Origin of the sequence: Pseudomonas sp. IT-P258 (genome assembly GCF_949767825.1) — a bacterium.
In the GTDB taxonomy this organism is placed as follows: Bacteria; Pseudomonadota; Gammaproteobacteria; order Pseudomonadales; family Pseudomonadaceae; genus Aquipseudomonas; species Aquipseudomonas monachiensis.
Window position 1 is genome coordinate 461,013 of sequence record NZ_CATKPU010000032.1, and the last position, 16,043, is coordinate 477,055.

Here is a 16,043-nt window from a genome sequence, read left to right on the forward strand (position 1 = left end):
AGAGGTCACGGCCTCTCGTCCCGACCCACGGTCAACCGCGTTGCGGAGTACCTTTCTGCCCAGCCTTGCGGTTGGGGGCCATGCCGTTGGCCAACAGGGTTTCTTCGATGGTTTCGTACTGCACGCCGATGCGGTAGATCTCGCGGGCTTCTTTACCGGTGGCGATTTCACGGCCCAGTTCATGGGCAATGCGCACGGTTTGCCGGATCTGGGCAACGGAGCCGAAACGGTCACCCTTGTGGTCAATGATAGTGTCTTCGTTGCCCACACGCGGGTGCATGCCCATGGCCATCGACATGGTGTTGAACGGCATGACGTTTTTCAGCAGCGACTCGGAGGTCAGGGTGCAACCGTCCGGCGCGCGGTGGATGAAGTTGAAGAAGTTGAACGGGTTCGGGCCATCGAAACCGCCGCCGATGCCGATCCAGGTCAGGTTCAGCGGGCCTTTGTAAACGCCACGGCGCACCAGGCGCTCGAGGGTTTCCAGGGCGTGCATGCCGGTCAACTGGAAGTGTGGCTGGATGCCGTTGTCCATCAGGCGCTTGAGGTGCTCGGCAACCCAGCCCGGACCTGCCGGTACGGTCATTTCGCTGTAGGCGGCATGGATCAACGGGTTGTCCAGGGAAGTGCCTTTCAGGTACTCCGGGTACAACAGCTCCATGATGTTCATCTGGGTGGTGTTGATCGCCACGGTGACCTGATCCGGCTTAGGGGTCAGTTCGGCCAGCATGTGACGGGTGTCGTCAGACAGCCACTTGGCCGCTTCGCCATCGCTTTCCGGAGCGAAGGAAATCGAGCCGCCGACCTGGATGATCATGTCTGGCACGGCTTCACGCACACCGGCGATCAGCTCGTTGAATTTCGACAGGCGCTTGGAGCCCTTGCCGTCCAGTTCACGCACATGCAGGTGCAGCACGGTGGCGCCGGCTTCATAGCACTCGACCGCTTTCTGGACTTGCTCGTCCATGGTCAGCGGGATGTCTTCCGGGAAATCTTCCGGCATCCACTCCGGGCCGTACGGGGCCACGGTGATGACTACCTTCTCCATGTTTTCGGGGTGCAGGGAATCGTCGAAAAATTGCATGGGTTACTCCAGTTCTTATGATTGTCCCGCCCACCCGGAGTCGCGCCGGGCAGGCGTGTTTACGAGAGCGAATGCAGAGGCGTGGATCAGTAAGTCTTGTCGCCGATGATCCCGGCGCGATCCATCTTGCGATGGCACGGCGGGTAATCCATGACGGCGTAATGCTGGGTACTGCGGTTGTCCCAGATGGCGATGCTGTTGGGCTTCCAGCGCCAGCGCACTTGATACTCGGGGATGTACGCCTGGCTGATCAGGTAACGCAGCAGCTCGCTCGCGCCGGGGTTGGCGTCCTGGCCGAACCTTACCCGCGCCGGGGTATGGTAGTTACTGAAGTGCGTGGCGAAGGCGTTGACGAACAGCACTTTCTCGCCGGTTTCCGGGTGAGTGCGCACCACCGGGTGCTCGGCATCCGGGAACCGCTCCCTGAGTGCCAGGCGTTTTTCAATCGGCATGGCGGCGCCGAAGCTCGCTTCGATGCTGTGGCGCGCACGCAGGTCGGCGATCTTGACCTTCACGTCTTCGGGCAAACGTGCGTAGGCCTCGACCATGTTGGCCCACATGGTGTCACCGCCCACCGGCGGGCACTCCAGGCAACGCAATACGCAGCCCATCGGCGGGGCATCACGCCAGGTGGCGTCGCTGTGCCAGGAGTTTTCGTAGCGGTCTGCCGGCTGGTCCGGACGCTTGTAGATTTGCACCAGACCCGGATGCTCCGGATCGCTGCCCGCGACGGGGTGATCTTCAAGCTCGCCGAAGCGCCGGGCAAAAGCTACGTGCTCGGCGCGGGTGATGTCCTGATCGCGCAGGAACACCACGCGGTGCTTGAGCAACTGGGCGCGGATCTCGGCAAACAGGCCGTCGTCGTGCACGGCGTCAGCCAGGTTCACGCCGATCAGTTCGGCGCCGATGGAGCAGGTCAATTGTTCGACTTTCATGGCTGGCCGCTCCTTAAACGACGAAAATCGATGAGCCGGTAGTCTTGCGCGATTCAAGGTCGCGATGGGCCTGCACGGCGTCCTGCAAGGCGTAGTGCTGGTTGATCTCGATCTTGATCCGGCCGCTGCCGACGTGGTCAAACAACTCACCGGCCAGCGCGGCTTTTTCGGCCGGGTCGCTGATGTAGTTGGCCAGGGCCGGACGGGTCAGGTACAGCGAACCTTTCATCGCCAGCATCACCGGGTCGAACGCCGGGATCGGTCCGGAAGCAGTACCCACGCAGACCATCAGGCCACGGGGTTTCAACGAATCCAGCGAACCCATGAAGGTGTTCTTGCCGACGCTGTCGAACACCACATTGACGCCCACGCCATCGGTCAGTTCGCGAACGCGAGCGGCGACGTCTTCATGGCTGTAGTTGATCGTATGGTCGCAACCGTGAGCCCGGGCGATTTCCGCCTTTTGCTCGGTCGACACCGTGCCGATCACGTTCAGGCCCAGCAACTTGGCCCACTGCGAAACGATCAGGCCGACACCGCCAGCGGCGGCGTGCAACAGGATGCTGTCGCCCGGCTTGAAGTCATAGATGCGGCGCATCAGGTACGAGGACGTCAGGCCACGCATGGTCATCGCGGCAGCAGTCTCGAAGCTGATGGTTTCCGGCAGCTTGATCAGCGGCGCGGCCGCGATCAGGCGCTCGGTGCTGTAGGCGCCGAGGGTGTTGAGGAAACCGGTGTAGGTGACGCGATCACCGACTTCGACGTTGGTAACCCCTTCACCAACGGCCTGGACTACGCCAGAGGCCTCGACGCCCATGCCGTTGGGCATCGGAATCGGGTAGGTGCCGTTGCGGAAGTAGGTGTCGGCATAGTTCAGGCCAACCGCCACATGGCGAAGGCGAACCTGACCCGGACCGGGTTCGCCGACTTCGACGTCCTCATAACGTAGAACTTCGGGACCACCGGTTTCGTAGAAGCGTACGGCTTTGGCCATTTTTCTTATTCTCCAATCTGCAATATGGGCGTGTTGCATCGAATTGCGCTGATTGGACTGTAGGACGAGGCCTGTCGGGACGCTTCTCATCAGACGACAATGGCTTTTCATTTGGTGACAGACAGAAACGGGATCGTCTGGCCAGTCCCGCCACCACCTGCGCTATCATCGCCCGCTTCCACGCCCCAAGAGTCTTGAAGCCGGATGTCCGAAACGCTGCCACTGCCTGATGATCATGCCTTGCCCCCAGTCCTGGCCGGCCCGCTGTTGCGGCGCCTGGAGCCCACGCGGCTGGTGCTGTGGCTGGTGGGTTCCCGGGCGCTGGCGCTGACCTTGCGCTTGCAGGGCGTCGGCGATATCCGCCTGGATGCCGGCCAATGCACGGTGATTGCAGTAGGTGCCCATGCCTTTGTGCACTTGATCGATGTACAACTCGACGGCGCCCTGCCCCGGGACGAGTCGGTCGACTATGACCTGTTGATCGATGGCACAGAACAAGGCATCGCCGACTGGGCGCCGCACCTGCTGTATGGCGATGCCCGTTGCCCGAACTTCGTCCTGCGCGCTCGGGTCGACCAGTTGCTGCACGGCTCTTGCCGCAAGCCTCATCACCCGGCGACAGACGGCTTGCTGTGCGTCGACCAGTTACTGGCGCAGGAACACGCAGCCGGGGAGCGCCCGGCACTGCTGATGATGACGGGCGATCAGGTCTACGCCGACGATGTCGCGGGGCCGATGTTGCGGGCGATTCACGCTTTGATCGAACGTTTGGGCCTGTTCGGCGAACACCTCGAAGGCGCCGTGGTCAGCGACAGCGCCAGGCTCTACGAGCATCCGGCCAGTTACTACCACCGTGCTGATCTGCTGCCGGCACTGCAAAGCAATGAAACCCTGCGCGAGCGATTTTTCGGTGGCGCGCGCAAGCCGATTTTCACCAGCAGCAGCGCCGACAATCACCTGGTGACCTTCGCCGAAGTCATGGCCATGTATGTGCTGGTCTGGTCGCCAGTGCCCTGGGCCCTGATCGCGCCCCAGGCACCGACCCTGACGCCGGAGCGGCTCAAGCGCTACACCCTTGAACAGACGCACATCGATGCCTTCAAGGCGGGCCTTGGCAGCGTCGCGCGGGCGCTGGCGCATCTGCCGACGCTGATGATTTTCGACGACCACGACATCACTGATGACTGGAACCTTAGCGCGCAATGGGAGGAAACGGCCTACGGCCATCCGTTCTCCCGGCGCATCATCGGCAACGCGCTGCTGGCGTATATGTTGTGCCAGGGCTGGGGCAACAATCCGGATGCGTTCACTGCGGTGCTGGAAAAGGCCGGAGCGTTGAGCACCAGCACACACGACCGTCACCTCGACAGCAGGGTTCAGGATGATTTGATCGATGATCTGCTTAAGTTTCAGCACTGGCATTACGTGCTGCCGACCACCCCGGCCATGGTGGTGATCGACACCCGCACCCGACGCTGGCGCAGCGAAATAAACCTCAAGCAGCCTTCCGGTTTGCTCGACTGGGAAGCCCTCAGTGAACTGCAACAGGAACTGCTGGACCACCCGAGTGCGATCATCGTTTCGCCAGCACCGATCTTCGGCGTCAAGCTGATTGAAACCGTGCAACGGGTGTTCAGCTGGTGCGGTTATCCGCTGCTGGTGGACGCGGAAAACTGGATGGCCCATCGCGGCGCGGCACAGGTGATCCTGAATATTTTCCGCCACTCGCGCACCCCGGGTAACTACGTGGTGCTGTCGGGCGATGTGCACTATTCCTTCGTCTACGAAGTGCTGATCCGCCACCGCAAGGCCGGGCCGCGCATCTGGCAGGTCACCAGCAGCGGCATCAAGAATGAATTCCCCCCCGCCCTGCTCGAGTGGTTCGACCGCCTCAACCGCTGGCTGTACTCGCCACGCTCACCGTTGAACTGGCTGACCAAGCGTCGACGCATGCGCATCGTGCCCCACGTGCCCGAGCACGCCGAAGCCGGTGAGCGGCTATGGAACTCGGCGGGGATCGGCCAGGTGTATTTCAATGACCTGGGGCAGCCGCAGACCATCTATCAGCACAACTCGAACGGCTCGCCGAAGACCCGGATGATTGCGCCGGACGGTGATGATTGAGGTAGAGAAGACACCACAAAGAACTGTGGGAGCGACAGTGCGGCGAGCAGGCTCGCACACACTGGATTTCTGGCGTGTACTATTTCCAGATCCTGTGAGCCTGCTCGCGAAGTGGCCAGTTAAATATTGGGGGAATCCATTCTGTAACCTGCCCCCGGCGCACCTTCATGGAGTGCCACCTGGATTTTCGAATACAAGGCATTCGCCTCAGCAGTGGTGATTGATCGCGAACAATCACGCAGTACAACACGTAGTAGCACATTCTCCTGCCCCGGCAGCAATCCGAGGCGATCGATGGCCTGCAGAGGCAGTTCTGTGAACGCCCAGCGCCCTTTGATCTGCATTTCCTCGATCCAATCTGAACAATCGCCAGCGGCCTGCAACATCCTTTCAGTCAACACTTCCTCGCTGAGCCCCGGCGTCACCGCCAACGAAATATCACGAGTAATCGAAGGCAACCGAGAGACGGCACTCCACGGATTCAGATCATGCATCTGGGCCTGTACGCGTTCGTTCTGATCACGCAGCAAACGAATATCCGGGATGCCTTTGCGCAGCATGGTCAAGCGATCCAACCCCATTCCCAGCGCCAGTCCTCCATGACGCAGAGGATCGATCTTCAGTCGCTCCAATAATGATTTGGCAATTCGACCGCACTCCAGAACCTCTACAGGGACGCCGTCATTCAACAGATTTACTTCGATCCCGCCCTCAGTGTAGTGATGCGGACTATCACTGAAGATCCAAGGCATATCAGGCACGGCAGATTTGAGGATATCGCCGACCAAGCAGAGCAAATGCTCATGCGTCGACAATTCAGGATCGCCGAGCACCCAGATATCCATCTGATGCGGCTCCGCACAATGCCAACGATCCCGGCTGTCGCGACGAAAAGTGATACCAGGCGCGGCCAATAATATTGACTGCCCTGGTTGTCGTAGCTTGGCCGCTCGCTGAAGCGCGGAGGGAATTTGGCTAGTGGTTTGCGTCCGTAACAGAGACCACTCGTCAACCCATCGAGTGTGTGCACTTCCAAGCGTAATCTCAGATGGGTCATAACCAAGCAATCCGTAGTTTTCTTCAGCGGAAACAATTCTCGGTCCCGTCTGCACTTGCGCTTGTGGCCAGCCTTTATCCGTTAACCCTTGAAGGACCTCCTTGAGTAATAGTCGAATGGCGTGATCGGGTGCAGCGGGTTCTGTTAGATCAGCCAGTAACAAGGCTTGGTGTACGGATGTCTGTGTCAGATACTTCTTTGATTCCTGCACTACACAACCCCTTATTAACGATTGAATGCATACCCCCTGTAAGAAGAGCCCCATAGACCAACCTAACGATTTCAGATCGTCCATCACAACCAAATTCGGTGGAACACTAAATTTTCAGAAGAGGACTACAGCCACTACTTACACAAATAACCAAGAGCTTCGTACAAGACACCTAACGAGCATGATTAATTCTAAAAAAACTTAAAACCAACGGCGGTTGCAGGAGCTGAGTGCAATACGGTTATTGAATTGCAGCAGGACCTAGAGGCCTCAAGCTGACTGAGTTTGCTATTGGAGTAAACGACACAATCGCAAATAGCATTGACTACAAAATCAACTCTCAATTAAACGAAGGGATTAATGGCGTTCATATAGCAATTGGGGACGGTTCCTCTGGCTATCACATAGACTTCCTGAGCCCAGCAGTAAAGGTAAGCCCAACTCACAACTGAGCCAACCTGATCGCCCTCACTACAACCTCCCACATCACGGCAATGTCTAAAAACTGACACTATAAAATGGCTTACAGTAATGATGAGCAGTGACGCGCGGCAAGTTACCGATGGACCTCAAGGCGCACAGGCCGGCGGATTCTGGTGCACCTGTAGGCTTGCCCGCGATGAGAGCAGCACATCCAGCATCAATGCTGACTGAAGCACTGCTTTCGCGAGCAGGTTCGCCCCCACTATTGATCGGTGTCTCTCATGAACCTCACCCGAACGCTGATCATCGGCAACTCCGGCTCGGGCAAGAGCTGGCTGGCGCAACGGCTGGCCGAGCAACTGCGTGTGCCCTGGACCGATCTTGACCGGATTCACTGGCTATCCGACGAACACAGCATCCCCCGCCCCCGCGCCGAAACATTGACCATGGCGCGGATCGCGGCCGAACAAGAGCGCTGGGTGATCGAAGGCGTGTATGGCTGGATCGCCTGCGAACTCCTGCCACGGGCAACTGCGCTGATCTGGCTGAGCGTCGGGGACGAGGATTGCGTCGCCAACATTCGACAACGCGAGGCCGGGCGCGATGAACAAGACCTGTTGCTGATCGCCTTGCTGGAGTGGGCGGGCAGTTATCGCCAGCGGCAGGGGTCAAGTGGGTTTGCGGCGCATCAGCGGCTGTTCGAGGAGTTTTCCGGCGCAAAAATCCGTCTGCGGGATCGGGAGGAAATCGCGGCGTTGGTTCTTCACTCGTAAATTTTCGCAGCTGCGCTCGGACAATCCTGATGGATGGCGTGTAGCTCAGAATGGGATTACATCAGTCACGCAAACGTCCTGAGGAACATTCGGCGATACTCGATACAAGCGTGGATGCACTTTCCACGCAACAACCACTCGTAGGTATCGCCTTGCTAACATGTACTCATTTCTGTACGTTCTCTGCATCAAGCGAGGACAATCACATGGAAACCATCAACTACACCAACGCTCGGGCACACTTGGCGCAAACCATGGACCGGGTGAATGAAGATCGCGCCCCGCTACTGGTAACCCGTCAGAAAGGCGAGCCGGTAGTGATGATGTCATTGGCCGAATACAACGCTCTCGAAGAGACAGCTTATCTGCTGCGCTCCCCAGCCAACGCTGAACGCCTGATCAAATCAATCGGTAACCTGCGAGCGGGCAAAACCAAAACCAGGCAACTGATTGAAGAATGAATATCGAGTTCACCCCTGAAGCCTGGGACGATTATCTCTGGTTCCAGCAGAACGATAAGGCAGGACTCAAACGTATCAACCTGTTGATCAAAGCTATCCAGCGCGAGCCTTTCGACGGTCTGGGAAAACCCGAACCGCTCAAGCATAACTTGAGCGGATTCTGGTCACGCCGGATTACGGCTGAACATCGTCTGGTCTACGCCGTTGAAGATGGCGAAATACGCGTCGTGATGTGCAGATACCATTACTGAGCCGAACTTCAGCCCGCTTTCACCACCCCACTCACCCCTCTGACGATCATCTCCACCTCCCGCTCATCAATGGTCAGCGGCGGTAGCAGGCGGATGGTTTTGCCCCGCGTGACGTTGATCAGCAAGCCGTGATCCCGGGCGGCGATCAGGCTCAGGTCGCGGATCGGTTGCTTGAGTTCGATGCCGATCATCAGGCCCTGGCCGCGGATCTGCGAGACGTTCGGGTTGCCCACCAGTTCTGTGCGCAATCTTTCGAGCAGGCGTTCCCCCTGAAGCCGGGCGTTTTCCAGCAGGCCTTGTTCTTCAACGATATCCAGCACGGTGCATCCGACCCGGCAGGCCAACGGATTACCGCCAAAGGTGCTGCCGTGGCTGCCCGGCGTGAAGAGTTCGGCCGCCTTGCCACGGGCCAGGCACGCGCCGATGGGCACGCCGTTGCCCAGGCCTTTGGCCAGGGTCATGACGTCCGGGACGATGCCTTCGTGCTGGAACGCGAACCACTGGCCGGTGCGGCCTATGCCGGTCTGGATTTCATCGAGCATCATCAGCCATGAGCGCCGGTTGCACAGTTCGCGCACGGCCTTGAGATAGCCCGGTGGCGCCAGTTGCACGCCGCTTTCGCCCTGGATCGGCTCCATCAGGACCGCCACGATCCGCGAGCCAAAGGCCTGTTGCACCTTGTCCAGCGCGTCGAGGTCGCCGAACGGTACTTTGACGAAATCCCCCGGCAGCTTGTTGAACCCCAGGCGTACCGCCGGGCCGTCGCTGGCCGACAAGGTGCCAAGGGTGCGGCCATGGAACGCGTTCTCCATGACCACCACCAGCGGCTGCTCGATACCCTTGTGCCAACCATGCAGCCGGGCGATTTTCAGTGCGGTTTCGTTGGCTTCGGCCCCGGAGTTGTTGAAGAACGCCCGGTCCATGCCCGCCAGCCGCGTCAGTTTCTGCGCCAGCCGCTGTTGCCAGTCGATGCTGTAGAGGTTCGAGGTGTGCAGCAACAACCCGGCCTGTTCGGTAATGGCGGCAACGACTTTCGGGTGGGAGTGGCCGACATTGGTCACCGCCACACCAGCGACCGCATCCAGGTATTCGCGACCGCCCTGATCCCACAGGCGAGTGCCCAGGCCCTTGTTGAAACTCAAGGCCAAGGGTTGGTAAGTGCTCATCAGGCAGGCGGCGGTCATGACATCAAGCTCCAGCAAGGGTCGGTGTTTTTGCAGTATGGTTAGCCACCAGAACTGGATAAACACCGAAAAACTTCAATCATTTAAAAGCAGAGCTTGATAATGGACCTGTTCCAGGCAATGACTGTCTACGTGAAAGTGGTGGAGACTGGCAGCATGACCGCCGCCGCCTTGCAGTGTGAAATGTCCACGACCATGGTCGGCAACCACCTCAAGGCCCTGGAGCAACGGCTGGGTGTACGCCTGCTCAACCGCACGACGCGGCGCCAGCGGCTGACCGAGTTCGGCACCGCGTATTACCAGCGCTGCCTGGAAGTGTTGGGGTTGGTGGCCGACTCCGAGCGCCTGGCCGAGCAGGCGCTGGACGAACCGAGCGGCATCTTGCGCATCACCGCGCCCCTGACCTTCGGTACCGAACGCCTGGCGCCGGCACTGAGTGAGTTCAGCCGGCAAAACCCGCGGGTGAAACTCGACGTGGTCCTGACCAACCGGCGCCCGGATCTGCTGGAAAATGGTCTGGATGTGGCGTTTCGCCTCGGCGCGCTGGAACCCTCCAACCTGATCGCCCGCCCGCTGATCGACTACACCCTGACCATGTGCGCGTCACCGCAGTACCTGGCCCGGCGCGGCACACCGCAAACGCCTGAAGACCTGCGACACCACGACTGCCTGTCCTTTGCCTATCCGGCTGGGGATGACTGGCAATCGGTGCAAAAGGAATGGCGCCTGGCCGGTCCCGATGGCGAAGTCAGCGTCGGGGTCGGCGGACCAATGCTGATCAACAGTTCGGCGGGGTTGCATCAGGCAGCGCGCACCGGCATGGGCATCGTGATGATGCCCGACGCCCTGGTCGAGCAGGACCTCAAGGACGGAAAGCTGCTGGCCCTGATGCCCGATTACTGCCCGCCCAGCCGGCCGATGCACCTGGTCTACGCCCAGGATCGCCACCGTTTGCCGAAGCTGCGGCGCTTCGTCGAATTCGCCGTACAGCGATGGGGCAAGCACCCGTCCGCCGACTAGGCCATGCATTTACATCCCTGCCTTCACCAGCACCGGCTGTTCCTGATAACGATTGGGGTACAGCTGCTTCAACTGCGCGACCTTCGGCAAGTCGTTGATCACGATGTATGGATAGGTCGGATGTTCGGTCAGGAAGTCCTGATGTTCCTCCTCCGCCGGGTAAAAACCGTTGAAGGTTTCCAGCTTGGTCACGATCGGCTTGTCGAAGGCATGGGCGGCGTCGAGCTGGGCGATGTAGGCCTGTGCGACCCGCTGCTGCTCGGCACTTTTGGCAAAGATCGCCGAACGATACTGGGTGCCGCTGTCCGGTCCCTGGCGGTTGAGTTCGGTCGGGTTGTGCGCCACTGAAAAGTAGATCTGCAGCAAGGTGCCGTAGCTGACCTGAGCAGGATCAAAGGTCACTTCGACCGACTCCGCATGGCCGGTATTGCCGTTGCTGACGCGCTCGTACTGCGCGGTATTTGCCGCCCCGCCCGCGTAGCCGGAGACGGCGTTCTTCACGCCTTTGACATGCTGGAACACCCCTTGGACGCCCCAGAAGCAGCCGCCGGCAAACACCGCGGTTTCGCTGCGGGCCTGGGTGGTTTCGTCGAGGGCCGGCGGTGGAAGGACTACCCCCTCTTCGGCACCACCGAAGGAGAAAGCCGAGCATTGGCTGATGATGCCGGCAGCTGCCAGCCCCAGCAGGGCACGGCGCCAGGTAATGAGTGTTTTCATGGGGCGAACTCCTCAAGCGCAGGAAAGTAATCAGCCGAAGGTGAAGGCGTAAGCCGACGCACCCGGGTCAAGAAACTCGATACTGAAGGTCCGGTCGGTCACGCCGCCGCTCTGGCGCACCAGTTGATACAAGCGCTGGTCCGTCACGGTGCCGCTGCCATCGGGGGCCACGTCCATGCCGTGGTCATCGCCGGGGGCCTTGCCGTCGATCAGCACCTTGAAGCGCACCGGCTTGCCATCGGCGCCAGGGCCGAGCACCAAATGCAAGTCACGGGCATGGAAGCGATAGACGATGCGACTGGCCGGGGCGCTGGCGGTGGCCCGCTCCGGGCCGACATGCCACTGGCCGCCCAGGCTCCAGTCGTTGAGGGCCAATTGCGCCGGCGGGTTGTAGGCCGCGACCTTGTCCGGCACCAGCGCGGGTTGCGATACGAAATGTTCCGCGCGCTGGTAGCCGACATAGGTTTCCGGCGACTGCACGGCGTCGCTGTCCGGGGCCATTTGCACACCCTCGGCCTGGGCACTGATCAGCCCGTCCGCAACCTTGGCCGCCCCCGCCTCGCGCAGCAATTGCTGGATGACCCGCTCCGATTCGGCGTACGCGCCTTCGCCGAAGTGGTGATAACGAATGCGTCCCTGGGCGTCGGCAAAGTAATGCGCCGGCCAGTACTCGTTGTTGAAGGCGCGCCAGATCTTGAACTCGTTATCGATGGCTACCGGGTAGTTGATGCCCAGGTCTTTCATGGCCTTGGTGACGTTGCTGACGTCGCGTTCGAAGGCAAACTCGGGCGCATGCACGCCGATCACCACCAGGCCCTGATCACGATACTTCTCGGCCCAGGCCTTCACATAGGGCAGCGAGCGCAGGCAGTTGATGCAGGAGTAGGTCCAAAAATCCACCAGCACGACCTTGCCTTTCAAGGCCTGGGCATCGAGGGGTGGCGAGTTGAGCCATTGCACGGCGCCGTCCAGTGGCGGCAGGTTGCCCTCGACCGGCAAGGTGCCCGGGGTTTTGCCAGCCACTTGCACCGCACCCTCGGCGATCGCATTCGGCGCCGCGCTGTTACGCGGCGACTTGCCGCTCAGTTTCTCCACCAACGCTTGCTCGATACCACCGGTCGACGCCGTGGAAATCCGCGCCAGAACCCCCGTGTCCAGGCCCAGGGCAATCGCCGCCACACCAGCCAACATCGTCGCGCCAAGACCGCGACGCAGCCATTCGCCCGTGCCAATCGAGCGCTTCATCGCGGTGAAGACTTTGCCGCCCAGCAACAAGGCCAGCGCGAGGGATGTGGCAGCGCCGGCGGCATACGCCAGCAGCAAAAAGGTGGTTTGGATGCTCGCGCCTTGCAACGCCGCACCGGTCAACAGCAAACCGAGAATCGGCCCGGCGCAGGGCGCCCACAGCAGGCCGGTGGCCACGCCGATCAACAACGAAGCACCAGGACGTGGCCGCGCATCGTCGCCCGCCGCCACCGACAAACGACTGCCCGCCGCCACCAATGGTCGGGTCAGGCGCTCGGCCAATTGCGGCAGCAACAACGTCAGTCCGAACAGCGCCACGAACACCAGCGCCAGCCAGCGCCCGTACTGGTTGAGCTGCACCACCCAGCCACCGCCCACCGCCGCCAACGTGGCGACCAATGCGAAGGTCAGCGCCATGCCCACCAGCAGCGGCAATCCGCTTTTGACGAAGGGTTGCCCGGTGCGGGCGAAGACAAACGGCAACACCGGCAGAATGCACGGGCTGACAATCGTCAGCACACCACCGAGATAGGCGAGGACCAGCAGCCACATGGCGATTACCTGCAAAAAGTGAGTGGTAGGGAATCACACCGTCTTGGGCACGAATTTCATCGCCAGGCCGTTCATGCAGTAACGCAGGCCGGTGGGTTTCGGGCCGTCGTCGAAGACATGCCCCAGATGCCCGCCGCAGCGCCGGCAATGAACCTCTTCGCGGACCATGCCGAACGCTCGGTCCTGGCGGGTCGCCACGGCCTTGTCCAGGGGTGCCCAGAAACTCGGCCAACCGGTGCGGCTGTCGAATTTGGTCGCCGAGGAAAACAGCGGCAACTCGCAACCGGCACAGACGAAGGTGCCATCACCGTGCTCGTTGTTCAGCGGGCTGCTGTAGGCCCGTTCGGTACCCTCTTCGCGCAGGATGTCGTACTGCTCGTCACTGAGGATCGCGTGCCATTCGCTGTCGCTGTGGATCACTTCGAACGCCTCGGCCGCGCTGGCCTCACTGATCAGTGCAGTGCCTGTGGAAAACTTCGGCAACAGGCCGATTGCCAGGGTTGCCACCCCCAGTCCGCCGCTCACTAAAAGAAATTGCCGTCGTGAAAACATGCTCGTCTCCAAAAAATCCGGGGGTGTTTCATGGAACACAGCCTAGGCTTTGGGTGATCGCCAAATCCTCACGGGAAGTTAAACAATTCGTGATAACTCAGACCCCGAAAAACCCGCACAATGCTTCTGCCCGAACAGTAGGGGTATTGCGCATCATGCGTGCATCGCACTGAAGGATTGAGCTGTATGGAACAGACCAAACGCGTCCTGGTGGTCGAGGACGATATGCACATCGCCGACCTGATCTGCCTGCATCTTCGCGATGAACAGTTCGAGGTGGTGCACAGTGCCGATGGCGATGAAGGCATGCGCCTGCTGCAACAGGGCAACTGGGACGCACTGGTCCTCGACCTGATGCTGCCCGGTGTCGACGGCCTGGAAATCTGCCGCCGCGCCCGGGCCATGGCCCGCTACACGCCGATCATCATCACCAGCGCGCGCTCCAGCGAAGTGCACCGGATTCTCGGCCTGGAACTGGGTGCCGACGACTATCTGGCCAAGCCCTTTTCCATGCTCGAACTGGTGGCCCGGGTCAAAGCGCTGCTGCGCCGGGTCGATGCCATGGCGCGCAACCTGAAGATGGACGCCGGCAGCCTGCTCACCGACGGCCTGGCCATCGACCCGATCACCCGCGATGTGTCCCTCGACGGACGGCGCCTGGACCTCACGCCCCGGGAGTTCGACTTGCTGTATTTCTTCGCCCGCCAGCCCGGCAAGGTGTTTTCGCGCATGGACCTGCTCAATGCCGTGTGGGGCTACAGCCACGAAGGCTACGAGCACACGGTCAACACCCACATCAACCGACTGCGCGCCAAGATCGAGGCCGACCCGGCGCAACCGGTGCGCATCCTCACGGTCTGGGGCCGCGGCTACAAATTCGCCACAGGCGAGGAGCCGCAGCCATGAGGCTGACCCTGACGCAACGCCTGTCCCTGGTGTTCGCCGTACTGCTGCTGGTGTGCTGCGGCACGTCGGCGTGGTTGCAGGTGCGCTCCAACCAGATGCATGAGCAGGAAGTGGTGCAAGGCTTGTCCCGGGACCTGGCGCAGCACATCGCCAGCGACACGGTGCTGATGGACACCCAGGGCCTGATGCCCAATGCCGTGCGTGACCTGTTCAGCAAACTGATGCAGGTCAACCCGAGCGTCGAGGTGTACCTGCTCGATTCCGCGGGCAAGATTGTCGGCAGCGCCGCGCCCGAGGGTCGGATCCGTCGTGAGCGGATCGACCTGGCACCGATCCAGCGCCTGTTGCGCGGTGATGCCCTGCCGATTCTCGGCGACGACCCGCGCAGCGTCGATGCGCGCAAGGTGTTCAGCGCTGCGCCGCTGAAGGTCGATGGCAAGCCGGCCGGTTATCTCTACGTGGTGCTGCTCGGTGAAGACCATGATCGACTGTCCGAACGCGGTGCAACCAGCGCGGCGCTCAACACAGCGCTGTTGTCTATCGGCCTGGTGGCGCTGCTGTGCCTGATTGCCGGTCTCACGGCGTTTGCCCTGATTACCCGGCCGTTGCGCCGCCTGACCGAAACCGTCAGCCAGTTCGACATCGATGGCGTGCCGGTCACCCCGGCCCTGCCCGTCACGGTGGAAAAAGCCGCCAGCCACGATGAAATCGCCGTGCTCGATGCCGCGTTCCGGCAGATGCAGGCACGCCTGGGCGAACAATGGCGTTCGTTGACCCGCCAGGATCAGGAACGCCGCGAACTGGTGGCTAACATCTCCCACGACTTGCGCACGCCGCTGGCCTCGTTGCACGGTTATCTGGAAACCCTGTCGCTCAAGGACGCCACGCTGTCCCCTGCCGACCGCCGTCGCTATCTGGGCATCGCCCTGGACCAGAGCCGCAAGGTCGGAGGTCTGGCGCAGTCGCTGCTGGAACTGGTGCGGCTGGAACACGGCTTCGTGCAACCGGTGCTGGAACGCTTTTCCCTGACTGACCTGGCCCAGGACATCTTCCAGAAATTCGAACTCAGCGCCGAAGCGCGCAAAGTCGAACTCAAGGCCACCTTCGCACCGAATGCCTCGGCGGCCTGCGCGGACCTCGGCTTGATCGAGCGGGTGCTGACCAACCTGTTCGACAACGCCCTGCGCCATACCCCGGCCGGTGGTGAGGTCGAGTTGGACCTGCGCCCGCAAGGCTCATTCATCGAAGTCACGGTCAGCGATACCGGCCCCGGCATCGCCCCGGAACTGCGCGAAGGGTTATTCCTGCGCCCGTTCAATATTGGCGGCGCACGGCGCGATGGCGGGTTGGGGCTGCGGATCGTGCATCGCATCCTGCAATTGCACGGACGCGAGATTCAGTTGATCGACGTGCCGGGGCGCGGGGCGACGTTCCGGTTTTCGTTGCCGATCGATGAGGAAACGGCGACTGCATTGGCGGTGCGCTCGATGAACCTCAATACACCGAGGCAGGCCTGACTGACCGAGGCGCCTGCTCGCGAAGAGGCCAGCCCGG

General features: G+C 61.1%; 15 protein-coding genes and 1 pseudogene. 8 read left to right on the forward strand and 8 right to left on the reverse strand.

Annotation, left to right across the window (positions count from 1 at the left end; all coding sequences use genetic code 11):
- Positions 1-31: 31 nt before the first annotated feature.
- From ACM6G4_RS14625 to ACM6G4_RS14635, 3 genes are all read right to left on the reverse strand, one after another.
- Positions 32-1,084: a 3-keto-5-aminohexanoate cleavage protein gene (locus tag ACM6G4_RS14625; RefSeq protein ID WP_223542454.1), complete on the reverse strand. Its 1,053-nt coding sequence runs from the start codon at positions 1,082-1,084 to the stop codon at positions 32-34.
- Positions 1,085-1,170: 86 nt separating this feature from the next.
- Positions 1,171-2,019 carry a TauD/TfdA dioxygenase family protein gene (locus ACM6G4_RS14630; protein ID WP_056728545.1) on the reverse strand — a complete coding sequence of 283 codons (849 nt, stop codon included), beginning with the start codon at positions 2,017-2,019 and terminating at the stop codon, positions 1,171-1,173.
- 13 nt (positions 2,020-2,032) lie between these two features.
- The gene (locus tag ACM6G4_RS14635; RefSeq protein ID WP_056728543.1) at positions 2,033-3,013 is read right to left on the reverse strand and encodes a quinone oxidoreductase family protein; all 981 of its coding nucleotides are present in this window, start codon (positions 3,011-3,013) and stop codon (positions 2,033-2,035) included.
- Between the two features lie 204 nt (positions 3,014-3,217).
- Between ACM6G4_RS14635 and ACM6G4_RS14640 the strand changes: the two genes are divergently transcribed.
- Positions 3,218-5,137 carry an alkaline phosphatase D family protein gene (locus ACM6G4_RS14640; protein ID WP_414913973.1) on the forward strand — a complete coding sequence of 640 codons (1,920 nt, stop codon included), beginning with the start codon at positions 3,218-3,220 and terminating at the stop codon, positions 5,135-5,137.
- Positions 5,138-5,256: 119 nt separating this feature from the next.
- Here ACM6G4_RS14640 and ACM6G4_RS14645 read toward each other — a convergent pair whose 3' ends face one another.
- Positions 5,257-6,405, reverse strand: coding sequence for a hypothetical protein (locus tag ACM6G4_RS14645; RefSeq protein WP_414914036.1), 1,149 nt, complete (start codon positions 6,403-6,405; stop codon positions 5,257-5,259).
- Positions 6,406-6,653: 248 nt separating this feature from the next.
- On the opposite strand from ACM6G4_RS14645, the pseudogene ACM6G4_RS14650 reads away from it, so the two are divergent.
- The 4 genes and pseudogenes from ACM6G4_RS14650 to ACM6G4_RS14665 form a co-directional block, all read left to right on the forward strand.
- A pseudogene (locus ACM6G4_RS14650) lies at positions 6,654-6,857 on the forward strand (hypothetical protein); the annotation flags it as partial.
- A gap of 252 nt (positions 6,858-7,109) precedes the next feature.
- On the forward strand, positions 7,110-7,601 hold the full coding sequence (locus ACM6G4_RS14655; protein WP_414913974.1) for an adenylate kinase: 492 nt from the start codon (positions 7,110-7,112) through the stop codon (positions 7,599-7,601).
- A gap of 206 nt (positions 7,602-7,807) precedes the next feature.
- Positions 7,808-8,062, forward strand: coding sequence for a type II toxin-antitoxin system prevent-host-death family antitoxin (locus tag ACM6G4_RS14660; RefSeq protein WP_056728535.1), 255 nt, complete (start codon positions 7,808-7,810; stop codon positions 8,060-8,062).
- Entirely contained in the window at positions 8,059-8,313 is a 255-nt protein-coding gene (locus ACM6G4_RS14665; RefSeq protein WP_015093589.1) for a Txe/YoeB family addiction module toxin, read from the forward strand. Before ACM6G4_RS14660 ends, ACM6G4_RS14665 begins: the two co-directional genes overlap by 4 nt.
- A gap of 8 nt (positions 8,314-8,321) precedes the next feature.
- On the opposite strand, the gene ACM6G4_RS14670 is transcribed toward ACM6G4_RS14665, so the two are convergent.
- Complete coding sequence (locus ACM6G4_RS14670; protein WP_414913975.1) at positions 8,322-9,497, reverse strand: aspartate aminotransferase family protein; 1,176 nt, start codon at positions 9,495-9,497, stop codon at positions 8,322-8,324.
- A gap of 102 nt (positions 9,498-9,599) precedes the next feature.
- On the opposite strand from ACM6G4_RS14670, the gene ACM6G4_RS14675 reads away from it, so the two are divergent.
- The gene (locus ACM6G4_RS14675) at positions 9,600-10,517 is read left to right on the forward strand and encodes a LysR family transcriptional regulator (protein ID WP_056728531.1); all 918 of its coding nucleotides are present in this window, start codon (positions 9,600-9,602) and stop codon (positions 10,515-10,517) included.
- A 9-nt stretch (positions 10,518-10,526) separates the two neighbouring features.
- On the opposite strand, the gene msrA is transcribed toward ACM6G4_RS14675, so the two are convergent.
- Genes msrA through msrB form a run of 3 tightly spaced genes read right to left on the reverse strand, consistent with a single transcriptional unit; the run spans position 10,527 to position 13,583 of the window.
- A complete protein-coding gene (msrA, locus tag ACM6G4_RS14680) occupies positions 10,527-11,234 on the reverse strand; it encodes a peptide-methionine (S)-S-oxide reductase MsrA (protein ID WP_414913976.1) in 708 nt (235 codons plus the stop codon).
- Positions 11,235-11,264: 30 nt separating this feature from the next.
- A complete protein-coding gene (locus ACM6G4_RS14685) occupies positions 11,265-13,031 on the reverse strand; it encodes a cytochrome c biogenesis protein DipZ (protein ID WP_414913977.1) in 1,767 nt (588 codons plus the stop codon).
- A gap of 33 nt (positions 13,032-13,064) precedes the next feature.
- Positions 13,065-13,583, reverse strand: coding sequence for a peptide-methionine (R)-S-oxide reductase MsrB (gene msrB / locus ACM6G4_RS14690; RefSeq protein ID WP_414913978.1), 519 nt, complete (start codon positions 13,581-13,583; stop codon positions 13,065-13,067).
- A 186-nt stretch (positions 13,584-13,769) separates the two neighbouring features.
- Between msrB and ACM6G4_RS14695 the strand changes: the two genes are divergently transcribed.
- Both ACM6G4_RS14695 and ACM6G4_RS14700 read left to right on the forward strand, forming a co-directional pair.
- Positions 13,770-14,489 (forward strand): response regulator transcription factor, encoded by a 720-nt coding sequence (locus ACM6G4_RS14695; protein WP_056728524.1) that lies wholly within the window; start codon positions 13,770-13,772, stop codon positions 14,487-14,489.
- Positions 14,486-16,006, forward strand: a complete 1,521-nt coding sequence (locus tag ACM6G4_RS14700) for an ATP-binding protein (RefSeq protein ID WP_414913979.1) — start codon at positions 14,486-14,488, stop codon at positions 16,004-16,006. Before ACM6G4_RS14695 ends, ACM6G4_RS14700 begins: the two co-directional genes overlap by 4 nt.
- The last annotated feature ends 37 nt before the right edge of the window (positions 16,007-16,043 follow it).